Here is a 23,948-nt window from a genome sequence, read left to right as displayed (position 1 = left end):
TACCCCAGGAGTTGCGCCCACGCGCGTGTGCCCCCTAGGGGACGTCGGCCGGGTGTCAGCCCAGCCAGCCGGGCGTGATCATCCCCGACTCGTACGCGAGGATCACCAGCTGCGCCCGGTCCCGGACGTCCAGCTTGGTCATGATCCGGCTGACGTGCGTCTTCGCGGTCGCCGGGGAGAGGACCAGGCGCTGGGCGATCTCGTCGTTGGAGAGCCCCGCCCCCACCAGGCCCATCACCTCGCGCTCCCGTTCGGTCAGGGCGTTCAGGCGCGGGCTCGGATCCGGCTGCTTCGAGCGGCTCGCGAACTCCGCGATCAGCCGGCGGGTCACGGCCGGGGCGATCAGCGCGTCGCCGCGGGCCACCACCCGTACCCCGTGCAGCAGCTCCATCGGCTCGGTGTCCTTGACGAGGAAGCCGCTCGCCCCGGCGCGTAGCGCCCCGTACACGTGGTCGTCGACGTCGAAGGTGGTCAGGATGACGACCCGGACCCCTTCGAGCCGGGCGTCGGCGGTGATCCGGCGGGTGGCCTCCAGGCCGTCGAGCACGGGCATCCTGATGTCCATCAGGACCACGTCCGGGCGCAGTTCGCGGGCGAGCGCGATCGCCTGCTCCCCGTCCCCGGCCTCCCCGACCACCTCGATGTCGTCCTCGTCGGCCAGGATCGAGCGGAACCCGGCCCGGACCAGGGTCTGGTCGTCGGCGAGTACGACGCGGATCATCGGGGGTCCCCCTCGGACGTGGTGGTCGTCGACGCGGGTGCGGCGAGCGGAAGACGGGCGTCCACCCGGAAGCCCTCGGGCGTGCTGTGCGCGGTCAGTTCGCCGCCGAAGGCCCGGGCCCGCTCGGCCATGCCCCGGATGCCGCTGCCCAGCGGCAGCTCCTCGGGAGCCCCCTCGCCGTCGTCCTCGATGCGGAGCCGCAGCTCGTCGGCGCGCCAGTCGAGGGCGATCGTGGCGGTACGGGCACCCGAGTGCCGGGTCACGTTGGTCAGCGACTCCTGGACGATCCGGTAAGCGGCGAGATCGACCGGAGGCGCCAGCGGTACGGGGGTGCCCGTCAGCTCCGTGCGGACGTCGAGGCCCGTGCTCCTGGCCCGCTCGACCAGCTCCCCGAGCAGGGCGAGTCCGGAGGTCGGGCCCGTCGGCGCGGCCTCGTCGGCCTGGCGCAGCACCCCGAGCGTGGCGCGCAGCTCGCGCAGCGCGTCCTTGCTGGTGGCCTTCACCGCCTGGAGCGCCTCCTCGGCCGCGGCCAGCGCGATCTCGGGCTCCGGTTTCTTGCTCAGCCGGTGCAGGACCGCCCCCGACTGCACGTTGATCAGCGAGACGCTGTGGCCGAGCACGTCGTGCAGCTCCCGGGCGATCCGCAGCCGCTCCTCCGTGGCGCTCTGCCGGGCCCGCGCCTCCTGCTCCCGCTCGGCGGCGAGCGCCCGCTGCTCCACTTCGTGGAGATAGGCGATCCGGGTCCGCTGGGCGCGGCCCACGGCGACGAGACTGATCAGCCAGCCGGCCAGCATCGCGAGCGAGGTGTCGTCGATCTGCCGGCGGCCGCCCTCCTGCCGGAACTCGCCGAGGCCGACCGCGAGCAGCGTCACGGCAGCCAGCGCGACGGCCGCGACGAACCGGCCCTCCGCCGCCGTCGTGTACAGCGCGAGGGCGAAGGTGATCATCAGGGGCCCGTCCTGCGCCGACACCGGGTAGTAGACGACACAGGCGATCAGGGTCACGACGGCCACGGCGACGGGAGCCCGCCGCCGGAAGGCGAGCGCCCCGCAGCCGACCGCGATCAGCGCCCAGGCGACGACCGTCCTGCCCACCGGCTCGTCCACGTTCCGCGCGGACAGCAGCGTCCAGACCGTCACGACGAGGGTGACGACCAGGGCCACGACGGCATCGGCGGCCCGCGGGGGCATGCCGCCGCCACGGACGCGGAAGGGGAGGGGCATGTCAGGAAGGATAGGCGGGCGCGGTGCGGGGCCGTTCAGGCGCGTCGACGCTCCTCACGCGCGCGTACGAGCTCCTCGACCGCGGTCGGCAGGGTCGTCTCGAAGTCGATCAGCTTCGCCCAGGTCGGGGTCACGACGATCCGCACCATGCCGTCGGCGTAGAGCGAACGGACCTCGGCCTCCCAGGTGACCCGCTGCTCGGGCGTCATCTCGTACGAGGTGTTCGCCTGGAGGAACTCGTCCGGGATGCCGTCGACGGGGTCCAGTTCGGCCCGGCCGCGGACCAGCAGGATCATCGGCGGGTGGACCTCGGTGTCGATCGTCAGGGCGACCGCCGGGTTGACGCGCAGGGCCGCCAGCTTGGGGGCGTTGGGCGGGGTACACATGACGATCTCCGTGCCGTTCCAGGCGAAGGCGATCGGGATCGCCCGCGGAGTGCCGTCCTCGGCGACGTAGGCCAGCCTGGTGACGTCGCGGGCCAGCAGCTCCTGGCTGGTCGGACGGTTCAGGACCTCGGTGATCTCACTCGGCCGCACGATCGGACCCACCTCTCCGGGGCGTTCCAGCACTCCCTCCACCCTAGGCCGGGACGCCTCGGACGGTGGCCGTGAGCCCGCGTGGTGCGCTTGACACCAAAATCGAACATCCATTCTTATGGGATTCCGGCCCTTGGAGTCGCGGGGTTGTGGGCGAGTTATCCACAGGTCGGAGGGACGTCGGAGCCCATTGTCAGTGGCAGGGGTTAGCGTCTTTCACATGAAGCGATCGACTCAAGCAAACCGGGTGGAACCCATGGCAGGTACCGACCGCGAGAAGGCACTCGAAGCCGCACTCGCGCAGATTGAACGGCAATTCGGCAAGGGTGCCGTGATGCGCATGGGCGACCGCACCCAGGAGCCGATCGAGGTGATCTCCACCGGCTCGACCGCCCTCGACATCGCGCTCGGCGTCGGCGGCCTGCCCCGCGGCCGTGTCGTGGAGATCTACGGCCCGGAGTCCTCCGGTAAGACGACCCTCACGCTGCACGCCGTCGCCAACGCCCAGAAGGCCGGCGGCCAGGTCGCCTTCGTGGACGCCGAGCACGCCCTCGACCCCGAGTACGCCAAGAAGCTCGGCGTCGACATCGACAACCTCATCCTGTCCCAGCCGGACAACGGCGAGCAGGCCCTCGAGATCGTCGACATGCTGGTCCGCTCCGGCGCCCTCGACCTGATCGTCATCGACTCCGTCGCCGCGCTCGTCCCGCGCGCGGAGATCGAGGGCGAGATGGGCGACTCGCACGTGGGTCTCCAGGCCCGACTGATGAGCCAGGCCCTCCGGAAGATCACCAGCGCGCTCAACCAGTCCAAGACCACCGCGATCTTCATCAACCAGCTCCGCGAGAAGATCGGCGTCATGTTCGGCTCGCCGGAGACCACGACCGGTGGCCGCGCCCTGAAGTTCTACGCCTCGGTGCGTCTCGACATCCGTCGTATCGAGACCCTCAAGGACGGCACCGACGCCGTCGGCAACCGCACCCGCGTCAAGGTCGTCAAGAACAAGGTCGCGCCGCCGTTCAAGCAGGCCGAGTTCGACATCCTCTACGGCCAGGGCATCAGCCGCGAGGGCGGCCTGATCGACATGGGCGTGGAGCACGGCTTCGTCCGCAAGGCCGGCGCCTGGTACACGTACGAGGGCGACCAGCTCGGCCAGGGCAAGGAGAACGCCCGCAACTTCCTGAAGGACAACCCCGACCTCGCCGACGAGATCGAGCGGAAGATCAAGGAGAAGCTGGGCGTCGGCGTCCGGCCGGGTGCCGCCCCGGCCGAGGAGACCACGGACGGCGCGGAGGCGGCCACCGCCACCGCGACGGACGACGCGGCCAAGACCGCCCCGGCGGCCAAGGCCACCAAGGCGACCAAGGCCCCGGCGGCCAAGAGCTGAGCCAGTGACCGGTCGCACCGAATGGCCGGGCGACAGCCCCGACTCGTCGAGGGCCGAGAAGGAGCTGTCGCCCCAGGATCCGGCTGAGCGGGCGCGGGCGATCTGCCTGCGCCTGCTCACCGGGACCCCCCGTACGCGCAAACAACTCGCCGACGCCCTGCGCAAGCGCGAGATCCCCGACGAGGTCGCCGAAGAGGTCCTCTCCCGCTTCGAGGACGTCGGGCTGATCGACGACGCCGCCTTCGCGGACGCCTGGGTGGAGTCGCGGCACCACGGGCGCGGACTTGCCCGCCGGGCCCTCGCCCGCGAACTGCGCACCAAGGGCGTCGACCCCTCGCTCATCCAGGACGCCGTGGGCCAACTGGACTCCGAGCAGGAGGAGATCACGGCGCGCGAGCTCGTCGACCGCAAGCTCCGCGCCACCCGCGGCCTCGACCGGGACCGCCGGCTGCGCCGGCTCGCCGGCATGCTCGCCCGCAAGGGCTACCCCGAGGGCATGGCCCTCAGGGTCGTCCGCCAGGCCCTGGAGGCCGAGGGCGAGGACACGGAGGGCCTGGACGAGCCCTTCTGACCCGAGGTCCGGGGGGCCGCCGAGGGGCGGGGGCGGCCCCGTGTAGCCGCGGCTCCGTGCAGCGCGGCCCCATGCGGGGCGGGGTGCGCGTACCCGCTACGCAGGCGTGCCCCATACGCAGGCGTACCCGCTACGCAGGCGTGCCCGGTGTCCCCGGCGGGAGTACCGGCAGGCCTGCCGCCTTCCACGCCTGGAAGCCGCCGATCACATCCGTCGCGCGGTGCAGCCCCAACTGCCGCAGTGACGCCACCGCCAGCGAGGACGCGTACCCCTCGTTGCAGAACACCACCACCCGCAGGTCGTGGCTGTCCGCCTCCGGCGCGCGGTGGCTGCCCAACGGGTCGAGCCGCCACTCCAGTTCATTGCGCTCCACGATCAACGCACCCGGAACCAGCCCGTCCCGCTCGCGCAGCGCCGCGTACCGGGTGTCGACCAGCAGCGCGTCACCCGCCTCGTACGCCTCATGGGCCGCCCGCGCCTCGATCCGGTCGATCCCCGACCTGACCCGCTCGAGAAGCTCGTCGATCCCCACCCGCTCGTCTGCCCGCCGCTCACTCACTGCCAGTCCTCCGGACGCTCGACCTGCTCAAGACGGAGTACCGCGCCCGACCGGCTGAAACGCCGGATCAACGGGAGCGGCGGATAGTACGCGTGGACCGACACGGCGTGGGTGTCGGCGGAGTCGTTGAGCACCTCGTGCACATGGTGCTGCCCGAACGCGCGCCCCTTGCCTGCTGGCAGGCGCCGCTCCCGGTCGACGCCGTCGGCCAGCTCCAGGGTCTTCCAGCCACCGGACGGCAGTCGCACCGCGAGGGAGCTCTCCCGCAGCGCGCCGCGCGCCGTGGTGAACGCGCCGTGCGACTCGGCGTGGTCGTGCCAGCCCGTGCCCGTGCCGGGCGGCCAGCCGATCAGCCAGGCCTCGCTGCCACCGGGGCCGTCGAGCCGCACCCACGTACGGCCCTCGGGATCGAGGGGAAGGGAGTCGATCAGTGCGTCGTCCGCCGCCGTTCGACGGACGAAGTCCAGCAGGTCCGCCGCCGTCGGCGCGGCGGCCGAACGGACGACGGAAGGAACGGCGGGGGAGGGGGAGGCAGGCTGGGGCACGGAGAACCGTCCTGGAAGTTCGCGGAAGAGACGCGCGACAGCCACGCCGACACCGGTCGGCGGCCGAGAGCACGCGAAGGAAGGGGCGAATTCAGCAGGACGGGCGACACACGCAGCCCGCGAAACGGAGAAGATCCATATGGACCCTCCGCCACAGGCGCACATCGGTGTCGGTCACGCTCCGGAGTACACCATGTGCGCCCGCGAGGGTCAATTGATGTCCGCAGTACGGTCGCTCGGCGTCGCCCCTCGTGAGATGGCCCTCCGCGAGCCCTCGGTCCCCCCGCTCCCCGTGGGCTCCGCCTTGCCGCCCCGGGTCGCGTCGGCCGCCGCGTACAGCTCGTCCGGCCGGACCCCCGGGAACGAGGCGACCAGATGCCCGTCCGGACGTACCAGCAGGACGGTGTGGGCGACCGCGCCCGGATACGCCTCCGTCACCAGCAGTTCCGCCTTCACCGGCAGGGCCCGTACGGCCTCCGCGAGCCGCGGCATCACCCCCGCGCTCACCCAGTGCCGCCGGTCCCACACCCCCGTCCCGGGGGCGACAAGGACCACCAGGAGCCGCCCCTGACCGAGCCGGTCCCGGAGCCGTACGGTCGTGCCGTCCGGCGCCGTCACGCGTACGTCCTCGACCGGCGCACCCGCCCCGGTGCCCACCACGCTCCGTGACGCCCCGGCGTCCTGGGGTGCGAGGGGGGAGTGCGGGTAGGCGGGAGGCGCCCCCAGCGGTCCGCGCCCGAGATGACCGTCCGTCAACAGCACGTCGTGGCTGCGGGACCCGCCGGGCAGGTACGTCCGCAGGCCCCCGCCGCCCCTGAGTACCGGAAGCGACTGGTCGGCGGCGCGAAGCCGGGAGGCGACGGCGGCCCGCCGCTCGCTCTGGTAGCTGTCGAGGAGCGTGTCCGAGGCCCCGTGGTGCCAGGCGTACGCGAGCTTCCAGGCCAGGTTGTCGGCGTCCCGCAGCCCCTCGTCGAGGCCCTGCGTGCCCACCGCGCCCAGCAGATGCGCCGCGTCGCCCGCCAGGAACACCCGGTCCACGCGCCAGCGCTTCGCGAGCCGGTGGTGCAGCGTGTGGACACCGGTGTCGATCAACTCGTACGGCGGAGTCACCCCACCGCACCAGCCGGCGAGGGTGTCGCGGATCTTGGTGACCAGGGCGTCCGGGGTGACGAGGTCGCCGCGGGCCGGAAGCAGCCAGTCGATCCGCCAGACCCCGTCCGGCAGCGGGCGGGCCGTGACCTCCTCACCGCCGCCCCGCCACGGCGGCTGACGGTGCAACAGGGCCTCGCCGGGCCAAGGGAGTTCGGTGCGCAGGGCGGCCACCGCGTGCCGCTCCACCGCCGTACGCCCGGGGAAGCGGATCGAGAGCAGCTTGCGGACCGTGGAACGGGCGCCGTCGCAGCCGACCAGATGGCTCCCGCGCCACCAGGTGCCGCCGCTGCCACTCGTACGGCTGGTACGGCTCGTGCCGCTCGTACCACCGCTCGTTCCGGTTCCGGAGGAGCCGCGGGTGTGCGCCGTGACCCCGCTCGCGTCCTGCTCGATCGTGTCGAGGCGGGCGTCGGTGACGAGCTGGATCAGCTCCTGTCCGGCGATCGCGTCGCGCAGACCGCGCGCGAGGGCGTGCTGCGGGATGTGCAGCGGAGCCGCCGGACCCTCGCCGTCGCTCTCCGTGTCGCCGAGACCGAGACTGAGTTCGATGTGCCTCATCTGTTGCCTGCGTCGCACGGATCGCCAGCCGACCCAGCGGACCCCCTCGTCACGCAGCGTGGCGCAGCCGAGGCGTTCGACCATCGCGGCCATGTCCGCGCGCAGCACGACCGTACGGGCGGGGCGCGGATCCTCCTTGCCGGGGCCCTCGTCGAGGACGACGGAGGGGACTCCCTGCGAGGCCAGGGCAAGGGAGAGCGCGAGGCCCACGGGCCCCGCGCCGACGATGATCACCGGGTCCACGGCGCGGCTCCTGAAGGCCGTTCGGTCATGCGGGTAGCACAGCGAAGTGTGGCGCGAGCCCGGTGCGTGATCACAGAACGTATGCAACCCATTGCGGGTGCTTGCGTCAAGCGACGGGGGCAGCGGCGCGACCGCCACTGCCCCCGGATGATGTCACATACTGTCAGTTCTTCGAGATGCCGGACCCGTCCGGGCCGTCGCCCCCGTTGCCGAAGGAGTTCCCGGGGTCGGCCGTGAGCACGATCTCCTGGGCCGCGGCGGCCGGGGCGAGGACGCCCGTCTTGGACCGGCGGCCCCGCTTCTCGATCCAGGTGGCGAGCGCGGAGAGCGCCAGGCAGAGCGCGATGTAGATGACGCCGAAGACCACGATCGTGGACACGTACGGGTACTGGCCGTTGACCTGCGTGTTGGAGGCGATCAGTCGGGCCGAGTACAGGAGCTCGGGGTAGAGGATCACGAAGCCGAGCGAGGTGTCCTTCAGGGTGACCACCAGCTGGCTGATGATCGTCGGCAGCATCGCCCGGACGGCCTGCGGCATCAGGACCGTCGTCATGACCTGCGTCTTGCTCATGCCGAGGGCGTACGCGGCCTCGCGCTGCCCCTTCGGGACGGCGTTCACGCCGGCGCGGAGCACCTCGGCCTGGACGCAGCCGTTGTAGATCGACAGGCCGATGGCCAGCGCCCACATCGAGTAGTCGACCAGGAAGGCGACCCAGACGGCGTAGATCGTGATCAGTAGCGGGATGGAGCGGAAGATCTCGATGAAGCCGGTGGCCACCACCCGGACGGGCGCGTGGTCGGAGAGCCGGGCGACGGCGAGCAGCACACCGAGGACGAGCGAGCCGACGGCCGCGAGGCCGAACGCCTTCAGGGTGGCGAGGAGGGCGTCGGCGATGTTCTGCCGAATGCCCGCGTAGTTGAAGATGTCCCACATCTCGGGGGCGAGGTGCCCCTTGTCGGCGAGCCGGACCACGCTCACCGCGAGCAGCGCGACGATGGCGAGGGTGCCCACCACGGCGTAGATCCGGTTGCGGACCCGCGCCTTGGGGCCGGGGGTGTCGAAGAGAACGCTGGCACTCATCGGGCGACCTCCATGCGGCGCTCAAGGAGACGGAAGATCCCGCTGATGGTGAAGGTGACGACGAGGTACGCGGCTGCCACCCACAGGAAGATGGGGCCGATGGCGTAGCCCTGCTCGCTCATCAGCGTCTGCCAGCCGAAGAGTTCGGTGACACTGAAGGCGCCCGCGATGGCCGAGTTCTTGGTGAGCGCGATGAAGATCGAGCTCAGCGGAGGCAGTACGGTCCGGGTGGCCTGCGGCAGCACGATCATCCGCAGCGTCTGCGAGAACGTCATGCCGAGCGAACGGGCGGCCTCCGCCTGGCCGATCGGCACGGTGCTGATGCCGGAGCGGACCGCCTCGCAGACGAACGCGGAGGTGTAGAAGCCGAGCGCGAGCGAGCCGAGCACGAACGGGCTCATGCCCGGGAACAGGATCTCGGGGACCACGAAGAACGAGATCAGGAAGAGCAGCGTCAGGGGGGTGTTGCGCAGCAGCGTGACCCAGGCGGTCCCGAACCAGCGCAACGGAGGGACGGGCGAGACCCGGAAGCCGGCGACGACGATGCCGAGGACCAGCGCGATGACCGAGCTGACGGCGGTGATCGACACGGTTCCTATGAATCCGTCGCGGAACTCCGGGAAATGGTCGAGCAGTACGTTCATGAGGTCTCCGCGTCGGCGGTATCAGCGGCTTGAGGGCAGGGTGAGCGGCGCCCCGTACTCCGTACTCCCGTACGGGGCGCTCGACTTCGAGGGAGGATCAGTAGCGGACGAGCGCCGGCGGCTCGACGTACGAGGAGCCGGACAGACCCAGAGTCGCCTCGTAGATCTTCTTGTACGTGCCGTCCTTGATGTTCTTCTCGAGGATGTCGCTGATCTTGTCGCGCAGGATCTTGTCGTCCTTGTTCAGGCCGACGCCGTAGGGCTCCTCGGTGAACGGCTTGCCGACGACCTTGAGCTTGCCCTTGTTGGCGGCGGCGTAGCCCTTGAGGATCGCGTCGTCGGTGGTGACCGCGTCGACCTGCTTGGTGAGCAGCTGCTGCACGCAGTCCGAGTACTTCGCGAGCTCGGTGGTCTCGGCGCCGTACTGGGGCTTCTTGATCTCCTGCAGCGGGGTCGAGCCCGTGATGGAGCAGACCTTCTTGCCCTTGAGGGTCTCCGGACCGGTGATCGCGGTCTCGTCCTTGCGGACCAGGAGGTCGGCGCCGGCCTTGTAGTACGGACCCGCGAAGCTGACGAGCGCCTTGCGCTTGTCGTTGATCGTGTACGTACCGACGTAGTAGTCGATCTTGCCGAGCGAGATCGTCGACTCACGGGACTTCGAGTCGACGGTCATCCACTCGATCTTGTCCTCGGTGAAGCCGAGCTCCGCCGCGATCATCTTGGCGATCTCGATGTCGAAGCCGGACCGCTCCTTGGTCGCCTGGTCCTCGAAGCCGAGGTACGGCTGGTCGGCCTTGGAGCCGATGATCAGCTTGCCGCGCTTCTGCGCCTCCTTGAAGGTCGGCGACTCCAGCTTCACATCGGTGGCGACGATGTACTTGGGGAGCTGCGGGGCGCTCGAGTCGCCGGGCTTCACGGCGGGCTTGTCGCCGGCCGAGCCCTCCTTGCCACCACAGGCGGTCGCGGTCAGCGCGAGTACGGCGACGGCCAGGGCCGCGGTCTTGCGGAGCTTCATGGTGAACATCCCTTGATTCGTGGGTTGTTGAACGGCAGGTTGAAGCATGGGGCCGACCGCCGTCAGTGGTGCAGGATTTTCGAAAGGAAGTCCTTGGCGCGGTCGCTTCGCGGGTTGCTGAAGAACTCGTCCGGCGTGGCCTGCTCGACGATCTTGCCGTCCGCCATGAACACCACGCGGTTGGCGGCGGAACGCGCGAACCCCATCTCGTGGGTCACGACGACCATGGTCATGCCGTCCCGGGCCAGCTGCTGCATGACCTCGAGAACCTCGTTGATCATCTCGGGGTCGAGAGCCGAGGTCGGCTCGTCGAAGAGCATGACCTTCGGGTCCATCGCCAACGCCCGCGCGATCGCGACACGTTGCTGCTGACCGCCCGACAGCTGGGCCGGGTACTTGTCCGCCTGGGTGCCGACACCCACCCGGTCGAGCAGCGCGCGAGCCTTGGACTCGGCGGCCGCCTTGGCCGTCTTGCGGACCTTCACCTGGCCCAGCATCACGTTCTCGAGCACAGTCTTGTGCGCGAAGAGATTGAAGGACTGGAAGACCATGCCGACGTCGGCGCGCAGCCGGGCCAGCTCCTTGCCCTCCTGGGGCAGCGGCCGGTTGTCGATCGTGATGGCGCCGGAGTCGATCGTCTCCAGGCGGTTGATGGTGCGACACAGTGTGGACTTGCCGGAACCCGAAGGCCCGATCACGACCACGACCTCGCCACGGGCGATGGTCAGGTCGATGTCCTGGAGCACATGCAGCGCGCCGAAGTGCTTGTTCACGTTGGACAGCACGACCAGGTCACCGGCCGCCGCTATGGCGTCTTCCGAGCCCTTGGTCACTGACACTCCGCTCATCGGCTTTTGCTCCGTCCTCCTCGGTTGGGGAGGACACTAGACACGCCGCGGGATGACCGTCATCACATCTGAGCGGAAATTGAGGATAACGAAAAGGCCTCGGCCGGACACGCTGCGTGAAGGGGGCACCCGGTGGCGTACCGGGTGCATAACGGAAACCCCTGCGTAACTGGGGGAGACTTGACTGTGACGGCGACCATCGGCGTTCATGCGTAGGTACACGGATAGCCATGCAGATTGCCATCAGGAGATGGCGCACCCACGATCACCGAGCCACCGGAGGGGGCCATGAGACTCCTGCTCGTCGAGGACGACGATCACGTGGCCGCGGCTCTGTCCGCCGTACTGGCCAAGCACGGTTTCACCGTCACGCACGCCAGGAACGGCGAGGAGGCCCTCCAGGCGGTGCTGCCCGCCGCGCACGGCGAGCGCCCTTCCTTCGGGGTGATCCTGCTCGATCTCGGTCTGCCCGACCAGGACGGCTACCAGGTCTGCGGCCGGATCCGGAAGCTCACCACCACCCCGGTGATCATGGTGACGGCGCGTGCCGACGTACGGTCCCGGATACACGGCCTCAACCTCGGGGCCGACGACTACGTGGTCAAGCCGTACGACACCGGAGAGCTGCTCGCCCGGATCCACGCCGTCAGCCGGCGCACCGGCGTGGGCGAGGAGACCGGCTCGGCCGGTGACGACGCCGCGCTGCGGCTCGGCTCGGTCGTCATCGAGCTGCCCACCCGGCGGGTCAGCGTCGACGGCGCGGCCGTGCCGCTCACCCGCAAGGAGTTCGACCTGCTGGCCCTGCTCGCGCAGCGGCCCGGTGTGGTCTTCCGGCGCGAGCAGATCATCAGCGAGGTCTGGCGCACCAATTGGGAAGGGACCGGCCGCACCCTCGAGGTGCACGTGGCCTCGCTCCGTTCCAAGTTGGCCATGCCCGCCCTGATCGAGACCGTGCGCGGCGTCGGCTACCGCCTGGTCGCCCCTGCCGCCTAGCCGTCCGGGTCCTTCGTGCGCACACGCCTCCTTCCGCTCCTCCTCGTCCTGATGGCCGGGGTGCTCCTCGCCCTCGGCTTCCCGCTCGCCGCCAGCCTCGCCGCGGCCGAGCAGCAGCGCGTGGTCGTCGACCGGCTCGACGACGGGGCCCGGTTCGCCGCTCTCGCCCAGTTCGTCAACGAGTCCGAACCCTTCGTCGACGAGCGCCGCACCACGCTCCGCGGCGAACTCGCCAGCTACCACGACGTCTACGGCATCCGTACGGGCATCTTCTTCCGCGACAACCGGGCCATGGCCGCCGCGCCCGAGGACTGGGTCGTCCCCTACGAGGGTGAGGGGCGCCGCGCTTTCAACGAGGCCCTGCTCGGGCGCCGCAGCCACGACCCGCCGCAGGTGTGGCCGTGGCAGCCGCACGCCCGCCTCACCATCGCGTCACCGGTCGTACGGGACGGTGACGTCGTCGCCGTCGTGGTGACCGACTCGCCCACCGGGCAGCTGCGCTCGCGGATCCTGAGCGGCTGGCTGATCATCGCGGCCGGGGAGTTCGCGGCGATGCTGGTCGCCATCGGCGCGGCCTTCCGGCTCACCGGCTGGGTGCTGAAGCCCGTGCGGGTCCTGGACGCGGTCACCCACGACATCGCCACCGGGCGGATGAAGTCCCGGGTCGCCGCGGCCGGAGGGCCGCCCGAACTGCGCCGCCTGGCACGCTCGTTCAACGAGATGGCCGACAACGTCGAGGACGTCCTGGAGCAGCAGCGGGCCTTCGTCGCCGACGCCTCGCACCAGTTGCGCAACCCGCTCTCCGCGCTGCTGCTCCGCATCGAGCTGCTCGCCCTCGAACTCCCCGAGGGGAACGAGGAGATCGCCTCCGTCCGCACCGAGGGCAAGCGGCTCGCCCAGGTCCTCGACGACCTCCTCGACCTCGCGCTCGCCGAGCACGCCGCCGCGGATCTGCGCCTCGTCGACATCGGCGCGCTCGTGGCCGAGCGCATCGCCGCCTGGCGGCCCCTCGCCGACGAGAAGGGCGTACGGCTCCTCGGGGAGCGGAGGGCGGTGACCGCCTGGGCGGACCCGGTGGCGCTCTCCAGCGCGCTCGACGCGGTGATCGACAACGCGCTGAAGTTCACCCCGGAGGACGAGGAGGTCACGGTCGCCGTGGCCTCGGAGGGCGACAGCTGCACGATCGTGGTGGCGGACCGGGGTCCTGGGCTCACGCAGGAGGAGCTCGACCGGGTCGGCGACCGCTTCTGGCGCAGCAACCGCCACCAGAACATCAAGGGCTCGGGCCTCGGCCTGTCGATCTCCCGGGTCCTGCTGGCCGCGGGCGGCGGCTCGATCGCCTACGCGCCGCACGAGCCGCACGGGCTGAGGGTCACGCTCACGGTGCCGAGGACGGGGCCGCAGGGGCGGTGAGGAGGCGGCGGATGCTGCGGGGCGGGGGCTGTACCGCTTTCTCGTGGCGTACCCGCTCCGGTGCCGTACCGGTTCTTACGGCTTCACGGAGCGGTAGTAGCGGCGGGCGCCCTCGTGGAGGGACAGGGGCTCCGTGTAGATCGCGGTGCGGAGGTCCACCAGCTGCGCCGGGTGGACCTGGCGGCCGATGCCGTCCCGGCTTCTGATCACCGTCCGGGTGAAACCCTCCACCATCGCCGGATCCGCCGCGTCCGTCGTCACCAGCAGGTTGGCGACGGCCAGCGTCTTCACCGGCTGCCCGTCCTGGGCCAGGGCGTAGGCCTCCGCCGGGATGACGGCGGAGCGGTAGTGGCGCGTCGCCTTGCCCGCGTTGTGGACCTTGTCCACGAGGGCGGTGTCGAGCGGGATCAGCCGGACCGGGATGCGCTCGGAGAGTTCCTGGACGGCCTGGGTGGGCAGGCCGCCCGACCAGAAGAAGGCGTCCAGCTGCCGGTTCTCCAGCAGGCCCGGCATGGTGTCGATGCCGGCCGAGACCGGCTTCACGTCGGTGTCGGGGGCGAGACCGCCCGCCGCGAGGACCCGGTCCGCGATGAGCCGGACACCGGAGCCCTCCTGGCCGACGCCGACCCGCAGGCCGCGCAGATCGGCCACGGACCGTACGGCCGAATCCTTGCGGACGACGAGCTGGACGTAGTCGTCGTAGAGCCGGGCGCAGCCGCGCAGCAGGTCGTGGCCCGGCTTGCCGTCGCGCTGGTACTGGGCCACGGCGTCGGCGGTCGCGACGGTGAAATCGGCTTCGCCGGAGGCCAGGCGGGCGAGGTTCTGTTGGGAGCCCTGGCTGTTCTTGAGCGTTATCGACACGTCCGGCAGATCCGTGGCGAGGGCCTGGCGCAGCAGCTCGCCGTACCGCTGGTAGACCCCGGTGGGGACGCCCGTGCTGAACGTGACCCGCCCGCTGGGCGCCGGTGTACCGAACGGAACCAGCCACCAGACCAGCAGCCCGCAGACCACCAGAACCGCCGCGGACGCCTGGAGAAGGCGGCGGCGAGCGGAACGGGAGTACGAGGCGAGCATGGCGCGATCCTGCCAGCTCGGTCCCCACCCTGGCCAGGCCGGGAGGTGGTGTGCTGCTTCACGCGCGCGTGGTGGGGTGGTCGTGGTGGGGCGGGCGTGGGGTGGTCGTGGTGGTTCGTGGCGGGAGGCCGGGGGCCCGTCACAGGCCGGTCGCCTGGGCCCGCAGCCAGCCGAGCAGGGCGGCGATCCGTTCGTCCCGCTCGGGCGGCCGCGGGCTGAGCAGGTGGTACCCGGTGCCGTCCTCGACCAGGCCGAAGGGCGCCACGAGCTGCCCGCTCACCAGGTCGTCGTGGACCAGCGCGTACGGGCCGATCGCCATGCCGACACCGGCGACGGCCGCCTGCAGCGCCAGGTAGAAGTGCTCGAAGGTCTGCTCGTCGGTGGGATCGACGGAGCGCCGCGTGATGCGCTGCCAGTCCGCCCAGGCGCGCGGCCGGGTGCTGGTGTGCAGAATCGTCACACCTGCGACGCCGCTGCCGGCGGCGAGGCGCTCCGCCACGTCCGGGCGGCAGACCGGACCGATGCGTTCCAGGAAGAGGGGGGAGCGGGTCACGTCCGCTGGTACGGGAAAGTCGTCGCGGCGCAGGGCGACGTCGACCGGGTCCCGGTCGAAGGCCACGGGTCCGCCGCCCGCCGACAGGTGGACGGTGAGTCCGGGAACCTGCACGGCGAGGTCCGGCAGGCGGGGGATGAGCCAGCGCATCAGGAGCGTCGGCTCGCACGACAGGGCCAGCGGACCTCCGCGTTCACGGCCCGAAACCTCCCGGGTGGCCGTGTCGATCTGGTCGAGCGCGTCCCGGACGGCGGCCGCGAGACGACGGGCCTGCGGGGTCGGCCGCAGCGAACGGGTCCCTCGCTCGAAGAGCGTGACACCGAGCGACTTCTCCAGATTCTGGATCTGCCGGGAGACCGCGCCGTGGGTCACGTGCAGCTCCTGCGCGGCGCGGGTCATGCTCGCGTGCCGCACGGTCGCCTCGAAGGGGAGCAGCGTGTTCAGCGGGGGGAGGTCGGGCCAGCGCATGCGTGAAATCTACTCACAGGTGAGGTGAGAAGGAATCGCTTGTCGGGCGGCCTTCCGAACGCCAGGGTTGACGTCAGTGGCGACGACTTCGAGGAGGACGAGACATGCGGGAACACCCGGCCGAGCCCGTGAGGGGTATCGCCGTCCTCGCAGACGACCTGACGAGCGCCGGCGACGGCGCGGCGCCCTTCCGCGGCACGGGCCACCGCGCGAAGGTCCTGCTGGCCGAGGCCGTCGAGCCGGCCGCACCGGCGGTCGACGGCGTCGTGGCCGTGGACCTCGGCAGCCGGCTCCTCGACGAGGCGTCGGCCGCGGCTGTGGCCGCCTGGTCCGCGGGCGCGTTCGCCGGTTCCGAGCTGCTGATCAAGACCGTCGACTCGACGCTCCGGGGCCATGTGGCGGCCGAGGTCCGCGCCGCCCACGCCGGCTCGGGCCGACGGGCCGTGGTCGTCGCGCCCGCGTTCCCGGCGGAGGGCAGGACGACCGTCCGAGGGGTCCAGCACGTCCATGGCGTGCCGGTGCACGAGACGGATTTCGCGCGCGACCCGGTCCACCCCGTCCGCACCGCCGACCTCGCCAAGCTGCTGCCCGAAGCGGACCTCCTGGAACCGGAGCGGTTCGGGAAGCTGCCCGAACTGATCGACGGCGGAGGCCTGTTCGTCTGCTCGGCGGCCACGGACGCCGAACTCGACCTCCTGGTGGCCTCCGTGCCCCGACCCGGCGACGTGCTCTGGGTCGGCTCCCCGGGCCTCGCCGCCGCGTTGGCCCGACACCACTCCCGTATCCCGGCCGAGCCTCCGCCCGAACCACCCCGCGCACGGCGCCCCTTGATCGTGGTCGGGAGCGCGCACCCGGCGACGCGCCGCCAGTTGGACCAGCTCCGCACGCGCGTGGACGTGACCGCTGCGGCGACGGCCGACGGTCCGGCCGAGGCCCTGAGGGCTCTGCGCGGGTCCACCGCGCCCGTGCTCGTCGTCCACACCCCGGACGCCCGCCGCACGGCAGCCGGTTCGCTGACCGGCGAGCTCGCCCTCGCCGTACGGGAGTTGGTGACGGACGGGCTGGTCGACGGGCTCGTGCTGACCGGCGGGGAGACGGCCGTGGCCGCCCTCGAAGCCCTTGGCGCCGCGGGGCTGGACCTCGCCGACGAGCCCGAACCGGGGGTCGCCCGTGGCGTGCTGCTCAGCCCGCCCCGCCTCCCCGTGCTGATCAAGGCGGGCGGCTTCGGCGACGACGGGACACTCGACCGGCTCTGCCGCCTGCTCATGGACGGTGGGCCGAGCACGGGGGACGGGTCGAGCGCGGACGGTGGGCCGACGTCATGACGCAGCCCATCGCGCTCACCATGGGCGACCCGAACGGCATCGGCCCCGAGATCACGGTCAAGGCGTACGCCGACCCACGGCGTCGGCCCCCGGTCGTCGTCATCGGCGACCCGGCCACCCTCGCCCGCGCCTGCCGGATCACGGGCACCGAGCTGACCGTGCGGCCGATCGCCTCCGTCGCGGACGCGGCCCACGCCCCCGGGATCCTCGACGTCCTCCCCGAGGGCACGTTCCCCGCGGGCGTACCGCTCGGCACAGTGGACGCCCGCGCCGGAGCCGCCTCGTTCGGGTACGTACGCCGAGGCATCGAGCTCGCCCTCCGCGGCGAGGTCCGCGCCCTCACCACCGCGCCGATCAACAAGGAGGCGCTCCGGCTGGCGGGGCTGCCCTACCCGGGCCACACCGAGATCCTCGCCGAGCTCTCGGGTACCAGCGACTACGCGATGATGATGGCCAACGACGACCTGCGGGTCGTCCTGGTCACCGTCCACCAGTCGCTGCGCACGGCCATCGACTCCCTCACGACCGCCCGGGAGCTGGAGATCATCCGGCTGACCGACCGGACGCTCCGAGCCGGCCACCCGAGCGGGCGCTCCGGAGCCCGCCCCCGTATCGCCGTCGCCGCCGTCAACCCGCACGCCGGGGAGAACGGACTCTTCGGGCGCGAGGACCTCGACATCGTCGAACCGGCCGTACGGGCCGCTCAGCGGGAAGGCATCGACGCCAGCGGTCCCTGGCCCGCCGACACCGTCTTCATGCGCGCCCGCGCGGGCGAGTTCGACGCCGTCGTGGCGCAGTACCACGACCAGGGGCTCATACCGGTCAAGTACCTGGGCCTGGAGCACGGCGTCAACATCACCATCGGCCTGCCGTTCGTGCGCACCAGCGTCGACCACGGCACGGCCTTCGACCTCGCGGGGCGGGGCACGGCCGACCACACCAGCCTGCTCACCGCCCTGCACCACGCCGACGAGCTGTCCGCCCAGGCCCCTGCCGCCCCGTAGGCGCGCTCACCAGGCCCCGCCCCGCAGACCCCGGCCGCCCCCCGAGGGTCTCCACCCCTTGCCCTCGCAGGCCATCGCCCCGACCCGGAGGACCCCCGTGGACTTCATCTTCATGCTCACCCGTGACGACAGGACCGTCACCGACTGCCTCGACGTCCTCGACACCGTGCGGGACCTCGGAGTCACGCACATCGGCTTCAAGGACGTAGGAGTCGAGCCGGCCACCCTCGACCGGCTCCACCGGCAAATCAAGGAGATGGGAGCCACCAGCTACCTCGAAGTGGTCAGCACCACCCGCGAGGAGGCGCTCACCTCCGTGCGCCGCGCGGTCGACCTCGGTGTCGACCGGCTCATGGGCGGCACCTGGATCGACGAGACGCTGGCCCTTCTCGCCGGCACCTCCGTCGAGTACCTTCCCTTCGTGGGTGAACCGCTCGGCCACCCCACCCGCCTCGCCGGCGGCCCCGACCGGATCTCCGCGGACTGCCTCCGGGCGGAGGCCGCGGGCTGCGCGGGCGTCGACCTCCTCGCCCACCGGGCCACCGACGCGGACCCGCTCGACCTCGTCCGAGCCGCCCGGGCGGCCACCACGGGCCGCCTGGTCGTGGCCGGCGGCATCTCCACGACCGACCGGATACGGGCGGTCGCGGACGCCGGAGCCGACGCCTTCACCATCGGGTCCGCCGCCTTCGACGGGTCCCTCCGGCCCCGCGCGGGCACCCTCGCCGCCCAGCTCGGCGCGGCCCTCGAAGCGGCCGGGAGCGTCCCTGCGCCCTCGCCCCGGCGGCTCGGGGACGGGCTGTCCCCGGCACCGCATACCCTTGTTCCATGACCAGCAGCGACCGGAGCCAGGCAGTGGACGTCCAGCGAACCTACGAAGTGCGCACCTACGGGTGCCAGATGAACGTCCACGACTCCGAGCGGCTCTCCGGTCTGCTGGAGAACGCCGGCTACGTCCGCGCCCCCGAGGGCTCCGACGGTGACGCCGACGTCGTCGTCTTCAACACCTGCGCGGTCCGCGAGAACGCCGACAACAAGCTCTACGGCAACCTCGGCCGGCTCGCCCCCAGGAAGACCACGCGCCCGGGCATGCAGATCGCCGTCGGCGGCTGCCTCGCCCAGAAGGACCGCGACACCATCGTCGAGAAGGCCCCCTGGGTCGACGTCGTCTTCGGCACGCACAACATCGGCAAGCTGCCGGTCCTCCTGGAGCGCGCCCGCGTCCAGGAAGAGGCCCAGATCGAGATCGCGGAGTCGCTGGAGGCCTTCCCCTCCACGCTGCCGACCCGCCGCGAGTCCGCGTACGCCGCCTGGGTCTCGATCTCCGTCGGCTGCAACAACACCTGCACCTTCTGTATCGTCCCGGCGCTGCGCGGCAAGGAGGAGGACCGCCGTCCCGGCGACATCCTCGCGGAGATCGAGGCCCTGGTCGCCGAGGGCGTCTCGGAGATCACCCTGCTCGGCCAGAACGTCAACGCGTACGGCTCCGACCTGGGCGACCGCGAGGCCTTCTCCAAGCTGCTGCGCGCCTGCGGCCAGATCGAGGGCCTGGAGCGGGTCCGCTTCACCTCCCCGCACCCCCGCGACTTCACGGACGACGTCATCGCCGCCATGGCCGAGACGCCGAACGTCATGCCGCAGCTGCACATGCCGCTGCAGTCCGGTTCGGACACCGTCCTCAGGGCCATGCGCCGCTCCTACCGGCAGGAGCGTTTCCTCGGGATCATCGAGAAGGTCCGCGCGGCCATCCCGCACGCCGCCATCTCCACCGACATCATCGTGGGCTTCCCCGGCGAGACCGAGGAGGACTTCGAGCAGACCATGCACACGGTCCGCGAGGCCCGCTTCGCCAACGCCTTCACCTTCCAGTACTCCAAGCGGCCCGGAACCCCCGCCGCCGAGATGGACGGGCAGATCCCCAAGGAGGTCGTGCAGGCGCGCTACGAGCGTCTGGTCGCCCTCCAGGAGGAGATCTCCTGGGAGGAGAACAAGAAGCAGGTCGGCCGGACCCTGGAGGTCATGGTCGCCGAGGGCGAGGGCCGCAAGGACGGCGCCACCCACCGCCTCTCCGGCCGCGCCCCCGACAACCGGCTCGTCCACTTCACCAAGCCGGACCAGGAGGTCCGCCCGGGCGACGTGGTGACCGTCGAGGTCACCTACGCCGCCCCGCACCACCTGCTCGCCGAGGGCCCGACGACGGCGGTGCGCCGCACCCGCGCCGGCGACGCCTGGGAGAAGCGCACCACCGCGGCCGCCGCGAAGCCGGCCGGTGTCCTGCTCGGACTCCCCAAGATCGGTGTCCCGGACCCGCTGCCCGAGGCCTCGGCCCCGGCCTGCGGAAGCCACTGACAACCGAGGCGGACACTGACACCCTCGGACACGCCGAGAGCCGACGCATTCGAGGAACCGGGGGGCCGGGATGGGGAAGTGGGTCGTCGTCGCACAGCGCGGGGCCGGGGGTGACACGTACCTCGCCGAAGTGGTCCGGAGGATCACCGGCACACGGGAGGACGCGCAGGAGGCGATGCGCGCCGCCACGCTGACGTACAAGGAGCCGTGGCGCGAGAAGTCGCGCGAGGTGTACCGCTTCCCGAGCGGCGACAGCTGCCTGGTGATCGTCAAAGGAATGATGTCGGAGACACACACGGTCCTGAGCATCGCCGAGCTGGTCCACGACTCGGCCGGCCCCGCACACGCGAAGGGGGCCCCGACCGGCGGCGAACCGCAGGACAGCGTCCCGCCCATGGACTGGAGACCGTCGCAGTAGGCTGCGGATCATGCTTGTCGCCGCAGCCGTCTGCCCCTGTCCTCCTCTGCTCGTGCCCGACGTGGCGGCCGGAGCCGCCGGAGAACTCGATGCCGCCCGGACGGCCTGCGCCGACGCCGTCGGTCTGCTCGCCGCGTCCCGGCCCGACCGGCTCTTCGTCGTCGGCCCCGCCGACGAGGGCGCGCGCGGTACGTTCCCGGGCGGTTCGACCGGCAGCTTCGCGGGCTTCGGCGTCGACCTCTCCGTACGCCTCGGTGAGGGGCCCGCCGGGGAGCGCCCGCTGCCCGCGTCGCTCGCCGTGGCCGCCTGGCTCCTCCGGCGCGCCGACTGGGCCGACGCGCCCGTCGAAGGCCTCGGGGTCGGTCAGCCGCTGGAAGCCGACCGTTGCGTCTCCACCGGCCGTGAGCTGGCCGCCGCGGCCGACCGCGTGGCGCTGCTCGTGATGGGCGACGGCAGCGCCTGCCGGACCCTCAAGGCCCCCGGCTACCTGGACGAGCGCGCCGCCGCCTTCGACGCGGAGGCCGCCCGCGCGCTGGGCACGGCGGACGTGGACGCCCTGCTCGCGCTCGACGAGAACCTCGCGTACGAGCTGAAGGCGGCCGGCCGGGCCCCCTGGCAGGTCCTCGCGGGCGCGGCCGAGGGAGCTGACCTCGACGGCCGGCTGCTCTACGAGGACGCCCCGTACGGCGTCGGCTACTTCGTGGCGGCCTGGTCGTAACGGCGCCCACGGCACAGGCACGAAAGAACGGCGGACGGCCGCGGAGCGCGAAGCTCCGCGGCCGTCCGCCGTGCGGGAGGGACCGTGGGGTGACGCCGGACGTCAGGTGGCCGGCGGCGGAGTCTGCCCGGGACCCTGACCCTGCCCGGGACCCTGACCCTGCCCCGGACCTTGCCCCGCTCCTGGACCCTGGCCTTGGCCCTGCCCCGGACCCGCGTCCCCGCCGGGGCCCTTCGTGCCGTCGTCGTCCTTGTGGGCGATCCGCTCAAGGGCGTCCTTGGCCTTGCCGGTGCCCGACTCGATCTTGGCGCTGTACTTGCCCTTGGTCTTCTCGTCGACCAGCTTCGCGGCCTTGTCCAGGCCCTGGTCGATCTTGGCCTCATGGTGCTGGGCGAGGCCCGAGACCTTGTCCTTGGCCGGGGCGAGCTTGGCCTTCAGTGAATCCAGGAGACCCATGGGCCACCTTCCCTCCGGTGAGTCCGTCTTGCCGTGCCCTGTCGCCAGGAGCCCGCTACTTCCGCGCGCTTTCGCCGGCCTCGTTGTCCGCGGCCTCTTCCGCCGACTGCTGCTTCGGAATCTCCACGGCCGCCTCGACCACCTCGACGGTCTCCGCCACGGGGGCCTCGTCGCCCGCCTCGGCGTCCTCGGCCGACTCCGCCGACGAGCCGCTCTCGGCACCGGTCTCGGCACCCGCCTCGGCCTCCGCGGCCTCACCGCTCGGCGCTCCGGCCTCCGCCTCGTCCGGTGCGTCCGTCAGGGCGACAGCCTGGGCCTCCTCCGTCGACGCCTCGGCAGCTTCCTTGCCCTTCCGCCGAAACATTGCAAAAACGCCCATTTCAACTCCATAGCGTACTCGTGTGGGATAAGGCCCGCGGCGCCCGGAGCGCCCTGTTGCGCCACCCGGCGCAGCCGGTACGGAAAACCGGCGGTCGGAACCTCGAAACTGGCAACGAACCCGGTGGCGGACCGTCACGTCGCTCATTCGGGGACCTCCTCCGAGGTTTGCGAGACTGTGACGGTGAGAAGTGCAGCTCCCGCCCCGCGGGTCATCGCCGTCGTCGGTCCCACAGCGGCCGGAAAGTCCGATCTGGGTGTATTCCTCGCCCAGCAACTGGGCGGCGAGGTCGTCAACGCAGACTCGATGCAGCTCTACCGAGGGATGGACATCGGTACCGCCAAGCTGACGCTGGAGGAGCGCGGCGGAATCCCGCACCACCTCCTCGACATCTGGGACGTCACGGAGGCCGCCAGCGTCGCCGAGTACCAGCGCCTCGCCCGCGCCGAGATCGACCGGCTGCTGGCCGAGGGCCGCACCCCGGTCCTGGTCGGCGGCTCGGGTCTGTATGTACGCGGGGCCATCGACTCCCTGGAGTTCCCCGGCACGGACCCGGCCGTACGGGCCCGCCTGGAGGCCGAGCTGGAGGAGCGCGGCTCCGGGGTGCTGCACGCCCGTCTCGCCGCGGCCGACCCCGACGCCGGGCGCGCGATCCTCCCCAGCAACGGCCGGCGCATCGTCCGGGCCCTGGAGGTCATCGAGATCACCGGCAAGCCCTTCACCGCCAACCTGCCCGGCCCCGACCCGATCTACGACACCGTGCAGATCGGCGTCGACGTGGCACGCCCCGAGCTCGACGAACGGATCACCGCGCGCGTGGACCGCATGTGGGAGGCCGGACTCGTCGACGAGGTGCGCACCCTGGAGGCGCGAGGGCTGCGGGAGGGGCGCACGGCCGCCCGCGCGCTCGGCTACCAGCAGGTGCTCACGGCGCTCGCGGGGGAGTGCACCGAGGACGAGGCGCGGGCCGAGACCGTACGCGCCACCAAACGCTTCGCGCGCCGCCAGGACTCGTGGTTCCGGCGCGACCCGCGTGTCCACTGGCTGAGCGGCGCCGCGGAGGACCGCGGGGAACTCCCGGGACAGGCGCTGACGTTGGTCGAACGAGCGGTTACAGCCTGATCACGTGATGGCATCGGGACGCCATGCCCGTCATTCCAGGGGTCTCTGGCGTGCCATCATCGAGCATCGATCGACCAAGTGGAGTCCGAGTGGGAGGGCGCGTGGCGATGGAGGCCGGCCCTCGTGACACAGAGCAGCAGGACGCGGTCCCGGGCGAAGCTCCGGGTGACGCGCCCGGTTTGAGCCCGGACGGACCGGACGACGCCGAGGGCTCGTCCGTCGAGGTCGACGCCGACGAGGTCGAGGTCGAGCTGCGGCCCCAGCGCAGGCTGCGGATCTGGCAGCTCGCCCCCATCGTGGGGCTCGCCGCCGTCGGGTCGCTGATGTTCGCCTTCCCCCTCGCCTTCGGCTCCGGGGACGGCGGCGCCGTGGTCGCCATGCTCGGCCTCCTGATCAGCTCCTGCGCCGCCGGCTGGGGCATGATGGCCGCCCGCAGGGTCGGCTCCGCCTGGCCGGGCCTCCCGGCCCGCGGCTCCGGCGAGCGGCCGAACTGGCGAGTGATCGCCCTGTACGTGTTCTTCAGCGCGCTCCTGGTGGCCCTGGCCGTCTGGCGCGTGGCCCGCCTCCGCTGACCGTCCGGCCGTACGCGTCCG

At 71.7% G+C, this 23,948-nt stretch carries 27 protein-coding genes; 12 read left to right on the top strand and 15 right to left on the bottom strand.

Annotated elements, in window-relative coordinates:
- Positions 1 to 55 precede the first annotated feature (55 nt).
- Genes ACWCO8_RS04475 through ACWCO8_RS04465 form a run of 3 tightly spaced genes read right to left on the bottom strand, consistent with a single transcriptional unit; the run spans position 56 to position 2,480 of the window.
- Positions 56 to 721, bottom strand: coding sequence for a response regulator (locus ACWCO8_RS04475; RefSeq protein WP_451030850.1), 666 nt, complete (start codon positions 719 to 721; stop codon positions 56 to 58).
- Positions 718 to 1,944: a sensor histidine kinase gene (locus tag ACWCO8_RS04470; RefSeq protein WP_451030849.1), complete on the bottom strand. Its 1,227-nt coding sequence runs from the start codon at positions 1,942 to 1,944 to the stop codon at positions 718 to 720. Before ACWCO8_RS04470 ends, ACWCO8_RS04475 begins: the two co-directional genes overlap by 4 nt.
- 35 nt (positions 1,945 to 1,979) lie before the next feature.
- Positions 1,980 to 2,480 carry a pyridoxamine 5'-phosphate oxidase family protein gene (locus tag ACWCO8_RS04465; protein WP_451030848.1) on the bottom strand — a complete coding sequence of 167 codons (501 nt, stop codon included), beginning with the start codon at positions 2,478 to 2,480 and terminating at the stop codon, positions 1,980 to 1,982.
- 256 nt (positions 2,481 to 2,736) lie between these two features.
- Here ACWCO8_RS04465 and recA point away from each other — a divergent pair, with 256 nt between their 5' ends.
- Positions 2,737 to 3,867 carry a recombinase RecA gene (gene recA, locus ACWCO8_RS04460; protein ID WP_362012090.1) on the top strand — a complete coding sequence of 377 codons (1,131 nt, stop codon included), beginning with the start codon at positions 2,737 to 2,739 and terminating at the stop codon, positions 3,865 to 3,867.
- A gap of 4 nt (positions 3,868 to 3,871) precedes the next feature.
- A complete protein-coding gene (gene recX, locus ACWCO8_RS04455) occupies positions 3,872 to 4,438 on the top strand; it encodes a recombination regulator RecX (RefSeq protein ID WP_362012093.1) in 567 nt (188 codons plus the stop codon).
- A 130-nt stretch (positions 4,439 to 4,568) separates the two neighbouring features.
- On the opposite strand, the gene ACWCO8_RS04450 is transcribed toward recX, so the two are convergent.
- The 8 genes from ACWCO8_RS04450 to ACWCO8_RS04415 all read right to left on the bottom strand — a co-directional run bounded on the left by ACWCO8_RS04450 (position 4,569) and on the right by ACWCO8_RS04415 (position 11,083).
- Positions 4,569 to 4,997 carry a rhodanese-like domain-containing protein gene (locus tag ACWCO8_RS04450; protein WP_451030847.1) on the bottom strand — a complete coding sequence of 143 codons (429 nt, stop codon included), beginning with the start codon at positions 4,995 to 4,997 and terminating at the stop codon, positions 4,569 to 4,571.
- Complete coding sequence (locus tag ACWCO8_RS04445; protein WP_451030846.1) at positions 4,994 to 5,542, bottom strand: cysteine dioxygenase; 549 nt, start codon at positions 5,540 to 5,542, stop codon at positions 4,994 to 4,996. Before ACWCO8_RS04445 ends, ACWCO8_RS04450 begins: the two co-directional genes overlap by 4 nt.
- Positions 5,543 to 5,633: 91 nt before the next feature.
- The gene (locus tag ACWCO8_RS04440) at positions 5,634 to 5,705 is read right to left on the bottom strand and encodes a putative leader peptide (protein ID WP_315893453.1); all 72 of its coding nucleotides are present in this window, start codon (positions 5,703 to 5,705) and stop codon (positions 5,634 to 5,636) included.
- A 47-nt stretch (positions 5,706 to 5,752) separates the two neighbouring features.
- Complete coding sequence (locus ACWCO8_RS04435; RefSeq protein WP_451030845.1) at positions 5,753 to 7,495, bottom strand: FAD-dependent monooxygenase; 1,743 nt, start codon at positions 7,493 to 7,495, stop codon at positions 5,753 to 5,755.
- Positions 7,496 to 7,658: 163 nt separating this feature from the next.
- Complete coding sequence (locus ACWCO8_RS04430) at positions 7,659 to 8,576, bottom strand: amino acid ABC transporter permease (protein ID WP_451030844.1); 918 nt, start codon at positions 8,574 to 8,576, stop codon at positions 7,659 to 7,661.
- The gene (locus tag ACWCO8_RS04425; RefSeq protein WP_451030843.1) at positions 8,573 to 9,220 is read right to left on the bottom strand and encodes an amino acid ABC transporter permease; all 648 of its coding nucleotides are present in this window, start codon (positions 9,218 to 9,220) and stop codon (positions 8,573 to 8,575) included. The genes ACWCO8_RS04430 and ACWCO8_RS04425 overlap by 4 nt, the downstream gene beginning before the upstream one ends.
- A gap of 97 nt (positions 9,221 to 9,317) precedes the next feature.
- Positions 9,318 to 10,235, bottom strand: a complete 918-nt coding sequence (locus ACWCO8_RS04420; protein ID WP_451030842.1) for a glutamate ABC transporter substrate-binding protein — start codon at positions 10,233 to 10,235, stop codon at positions 9,318 to 9,320.
- Between the two features lie 62 nt (positions 10,236 to 10,297).
- A complete protein-coding gene (locus tag ACWCO8_RS04415; protein ID WP_362012108.1) occupies positions 10,298 to 11,083 on the bottom strand; it encodes an amino acid ABC transporter ATP-binding protein in 786 nt (261 codons plus the stop codon).
- Positions 11,084 to 11,371: 288 nt separating this feature from the next.
- Here ACWCO8_RS04415 and ACWCO8_RS04410 point away from each other — a divergent pair, with 288 nt between their 5' ends.
- Both ACWCO8_RS04410 and ACWCO8_RS04405 read left to right on the top strand, forming a co-directional pair.
- A complete protein-coding gene (locus ACWCO8_RS04410; RefSeq protein WP_362012111.1) occupies positions 11,372 to 12,076 on the top strand; it encodes a response regulator transcription factor in 705 nt (234 codons plus the stop codon).
- Between the two features lie 15 nt (positions 12,077 to 12,091).
- Positions 12,092 to 13,489 carry a sensor histidine kinase gene (locus tag ACWCO8_RS04405; protein WP_451030841.1) on the top strand — a complete coding sequence of 466 codons (1,398 nt, stop codon included), beginning with the start codon at positions 12,092 to 12,094 and terminating at the stop codon, positions 13,487 to 13,489.
- Between the two features lie 75 nt (positions 13,490 to 13,564).
- Here the strand turns inward: ACWCO8_RS04405 and ACWCO8_RS04400 are convergent, their stop codons facing one another.
- Together ACWCO8_RS04400 and ACWCO8_RS04395 are read right to left on the bottom strand one after the other, a co-directional pair.
- Positions 13,565 to 14,563 (bottom strand): TAXI family TRAP transporter solute-binding subunit, encoded by a 999-nt coding sequence (locus ACWCO8_RS04400; RefSeq protein ID WP_362012117.1) that lies wholly within the window; start codon positions 14,561 to 14,563, stop codon positions 13,565 to 13,567.
- Between the two features lie 139 nt (positions 14,564 to 14,702).
- On the bottom strand, positions 14,703 to 15,584 hold the full coding sequence (locus ACWCO8_RS04395) for a LysR family transcriptional regulator (protein ID WP_451030840.1): 882 nt from the start codon (positions 15,582 to 15,584) through the stop codon (positions 14,703 to 14,705).
- Positions 15,585 to 15,688: 104 nt separating this feature from the next.
- Here ACWCO8_RS04395 and ACWCO8_RS04390 point away from each other — a divergent pair, with 104 nt between their 5' ends.
- The 6 genes from ACWCO8_RS04390 to ACWCO8_RS04365 all read left to right on the top strand — a co-directional run bounded on the left by ACWCO8_RS04390 (position 15,689) and on the right by ACWCO8_RS04365 (position 21,398).
- The gene (locus tag ACWCO8_RS04390; RefSeq protein ID WP_451030839.1) at positions 15,689 to 16,909 is read left to right on the top strand and encodes a four-carbon acid sugar kinase family protein; all 1,221 of its coding nucleotides are present in this window, start codon (positions 15,689 to 15,691) and stop codon (positions 16,907 to 16,909) included.
- Positions 16,906 to 17,913, top strand: coding sequence for a 4-hydroxythreonine-4-phosphate dehydrogenase PdxA (gene pdxA / locus ACWCO8_RS04385; RefSeq protein ID WP_451030838.1), 1,008 nt, complete (start codon positions 16,906 to 16,908; stop codon positions 17,911 to 17,913). The genes ACWCO8_RS04390 and pdxA overlap by 4 nt, the downstream gene beginning before the upstream one ends.
- Before the next feature lie 97 nt (positions 17,914 to 18,010).
- The gene (locus ACWCO8_RS04380; RefSeq protein ID WP_451030837.1) at positions 18,011 to 18,745 is read left to right on the top strand and encodes a HisA/HisF-related TIM barrel protein; all 735 of its coding nucleotides are present in this window, start codon (positions 18,011 to 18,013) and stop codon (positions 18,743 to 18,745) included.
- Positions 18,742 to 20,262 carry a tRNA (N6-isopentenyl adenosine(37)-C2)-methylthiotransferase MiaB gene (gene miaB / locus ACWCO8_RS04375; protein WP_362012131.1) on the top strand — a complete coding sequence of 507 codons (1,521 nt, stop codon included), beginning with the start codon at positions 18,742 to 18,744 and terminating at the stop codon, positions 20,260 to 20,262. The genes ACWCO8_RS04380 and miaB overlap by 4 nt, the downstream gene beginning before the upstream one ends.
- 70 nt (positions 20,263 to 20,332) lie before the next feature.
- Positions 20,333 to 20,680, top strand: a complete 348-nt coding sequence (locus ACWCO8_RS04370; RefSeq protein WP_451030836.1) for a hypothetical protein — start codon at positions 20,333 to 20,335, stop codon at positions 20,678 to 20,680.
- Between the two features lie 10 nt (positions 20,681 to 20,690).
- A complete protein-coding gene (locus tag ACWCO8_RS04365; RefSeq protein ID WP_451030835.1) occupies positions 20,691 to 21,398 on the top strand; it encodes a class III extradiol dioxygenase subunit B-like domain-containing protein in 708 nt (235 codons plus the stop codon).
- A gap of 102 nt (positions 21,399 to 21,500) precedes the next feature.
- Here ACWCO8_RS04365 and ACWCO8_RS04360 read toward each other — a convergent pair whose 3' ends face one another.
- Together ACWCO8_RS04360 and ACWCO8_RS04355 are read right to left on the bottom strand one after the other, a co-directional pair.
- A complete protein-coding gene (locus ACWCO8_RS04360) occupies positions 21,501 to 21,854 on the bottom strand; it encodes an antitoxin (protein WP_451030834.1) in 354 nt (117 codons plus the stop codon).
- 55 nt (positions 21,855 to 21,909) lie between these two features.
- Positions 21,910 to 22,233: a hypothetical protein gene (locus ACWCO8_RS04355; RefSeq protein ID WP_451030833.1), complete on the bottom strand. Its 324-nt coding sequence runs from the start codon at positions 22,231 to 22,233 to the stop codon at positions 21,910 to 21,912.
- A 183-nt stretch (positions 22,234 to 22,416) separates the two neighbouring features.
- On the opposite strand from ACWCO8_RS04355, the gene miaA reads away from it, so the two are divergent.
- Both miaA and ACWCO8_RS04345 read left to right on the top strand, forming a co-directional pair.
- A complete protein-coding gene (gene miaA / locus ACWCO8_RS04350) occupies positions 22,417 to 23,355 on the top strand; it encodes a tRNA (adenosine(37)-N6)-dimethylallyltransferase MiaA (RefSeq protein WP_451030832.1) in 939 nt (312 codons plus the stop codon).
- Between the two features lie 107 nt (positions 23,356 to 23,462).
- Positions 23,463 to 23,927, top strand: coding sequence for a hypothetical protein (locus ACWCO8_RS04345; RefSeq protein ID WP_384506348.1), 465 nt, complete (start codon positions 23,463 to 23,465; stop codon positions 23,925 to 23,927).
- The last annotated feature ends 21 nt before the right edge of the window (positions 23,928 to 23,948 follow it).

The organism is Streptomyces sp. NPDC001927 (assembly GCF_053594455.1).
This window is presented reverse-complemented; position numbering and strand designations above follow the sequence as displayed.

What these genes read in the sequence shown, in the direction of transcription:
- ACWCO8_RS04425 (WP_451030843.1), bottom strand. Translation starts at nt 9,220, where the DNA reads ATGAACGTACTGCTCGACCATTTCCCGGAGTTCCGCGACGGATTCATA.
- ACWCO8_RS04360 (WP_451030834.1), bottom strand. Translation starts at nt 21,854, where the DNA reads ATGGGTCTCCTGGATTCACTGAAGGCCAAGCTCGCCCCGGCCAAGGAC.
- miaB (WP_362012131.1), top strand. Translation starts at nt 18,742, where the DNA reads ATGACCAGCAGCGACCGGAGCCAGGCAGTGGACGTCCAGCGAACCTAC.
- ACWCO8_RS04415 (WP_362012108.1), bottom strand. Translation starts at nt 11,083, where the DNA reads ATGAGCGGAGTGTCAGTGACCAAGGGCTCGGAAGACGCCATAGCGGCG.
- ACWCO8_RS04475 (WP_451030850.1), bottom strand. Translation starts at nt 721, where the DNA reads ATGATCCGCGTCGTACTCGCCGACGACCAGACCCTGGTCCGGGCCGGG.
- ACWCO8_RS04420 (WP_451030842.1), bottom strand. Translation starts at nt 10,235, where the DNA reads ATGAAGCTCCGCAAGACCGCGGCCCTGGCCGTCGCCGTACTCGCGCTG.
- recA (WP_362012090.1), top strand. Translation starts at nt 2,737, where the DNA reads ATGGCAGGTACCGACCGCGAGAAGGCACTCGAAGCCGCACTCGCGCAG.
- ACWCO8_RS04410 (WP_362012111.1), top strand. Translation starts at nt 11,372, where the DNA reads ATGAGACTCCTGCTCGTCGAGGACGACGATCACGTGGCCGCGGCTCTG.
- ACWCO8_RS04370 (WP_451030836.1), top strand. Translation starts at nt 20,333, where the DNA reads ATGGGGAAGTGGGTCGTCGTCGCACAGCGCGGGGCCGGGGGTGACACG.
- pdxA (WP_451030838.1), top strand. Translation starts at nt 16,906, where the DNA reads ATGACGCAGCCCATCGCGCTCACCATGGGCGACCCGAACGGCATCGGC.
- ACWCO8_RS04355 (WP_451030833.1), bottom strand. Translation starts at nt 22,233, where the DNA reads ATGGGCGTTTTTGCAATGTTTCGGCGGAAGGGCAAGGAAGCTGCCGAG.
- ACWCO8_RS04430 (WP_451030844.1), bottom strand. Translation starts at nt 8,576, where the DNA reads ATGAGTGCCAGCGTTCTCTTCGACACCCCCGGCCCCAAGGCGCGGGTC.
- ACWCO8_RS04345 (WP_384506348.1), top strand. Translation starts at nt 23,463, where the DNA reads ATGGAGGCCGGCCCTCGTGACACAGAGCAGCAGGACGCGGTCCCGGGC.
- ACWCO8_RS04395 (WP_451030840.1), bottom strand. Translation starts at nt 15,584, where the DNA reads ATGCGCTGGCCCGACCTCCCCCCGCTGAACACGCTGCTCCCCTTCGAG.
- ACWCO8_RS04400 (WP_362012117.1), bottom strand. Translation starts at nt 14,563, where the DNA reads ATGCTCGCCTCGTACTCCCGTTCCGCTCGCCGCCGCCTTCTCCAGGCG.
- ACWCO8_RS04365 (WP_451030835.1), top strand. Translation starts at nt 20,691, where the DNA reads ATGCTTGTCGCCGCAGCCGTCTGCCCCTGTCCTCCTCTGCTCGTGCCC.
- ACWCO8_RS04470 (WP_451030849.1), bottom strand. Translation starts at nt 1,944, where the DNA reads ATGCCCCTCCCCTTCCGCGTCCGTGGCGGCGGCATGCCCCCGCGGGCC.
- ACWCO8_RS04390 (WP_451030839.1), top strand. Translation starts at nt 15,689, where the DNA reads ATGCGGGAACACCCGGCCGAGCCCGTGAGGGGTATCGCCGTCCTCGCA.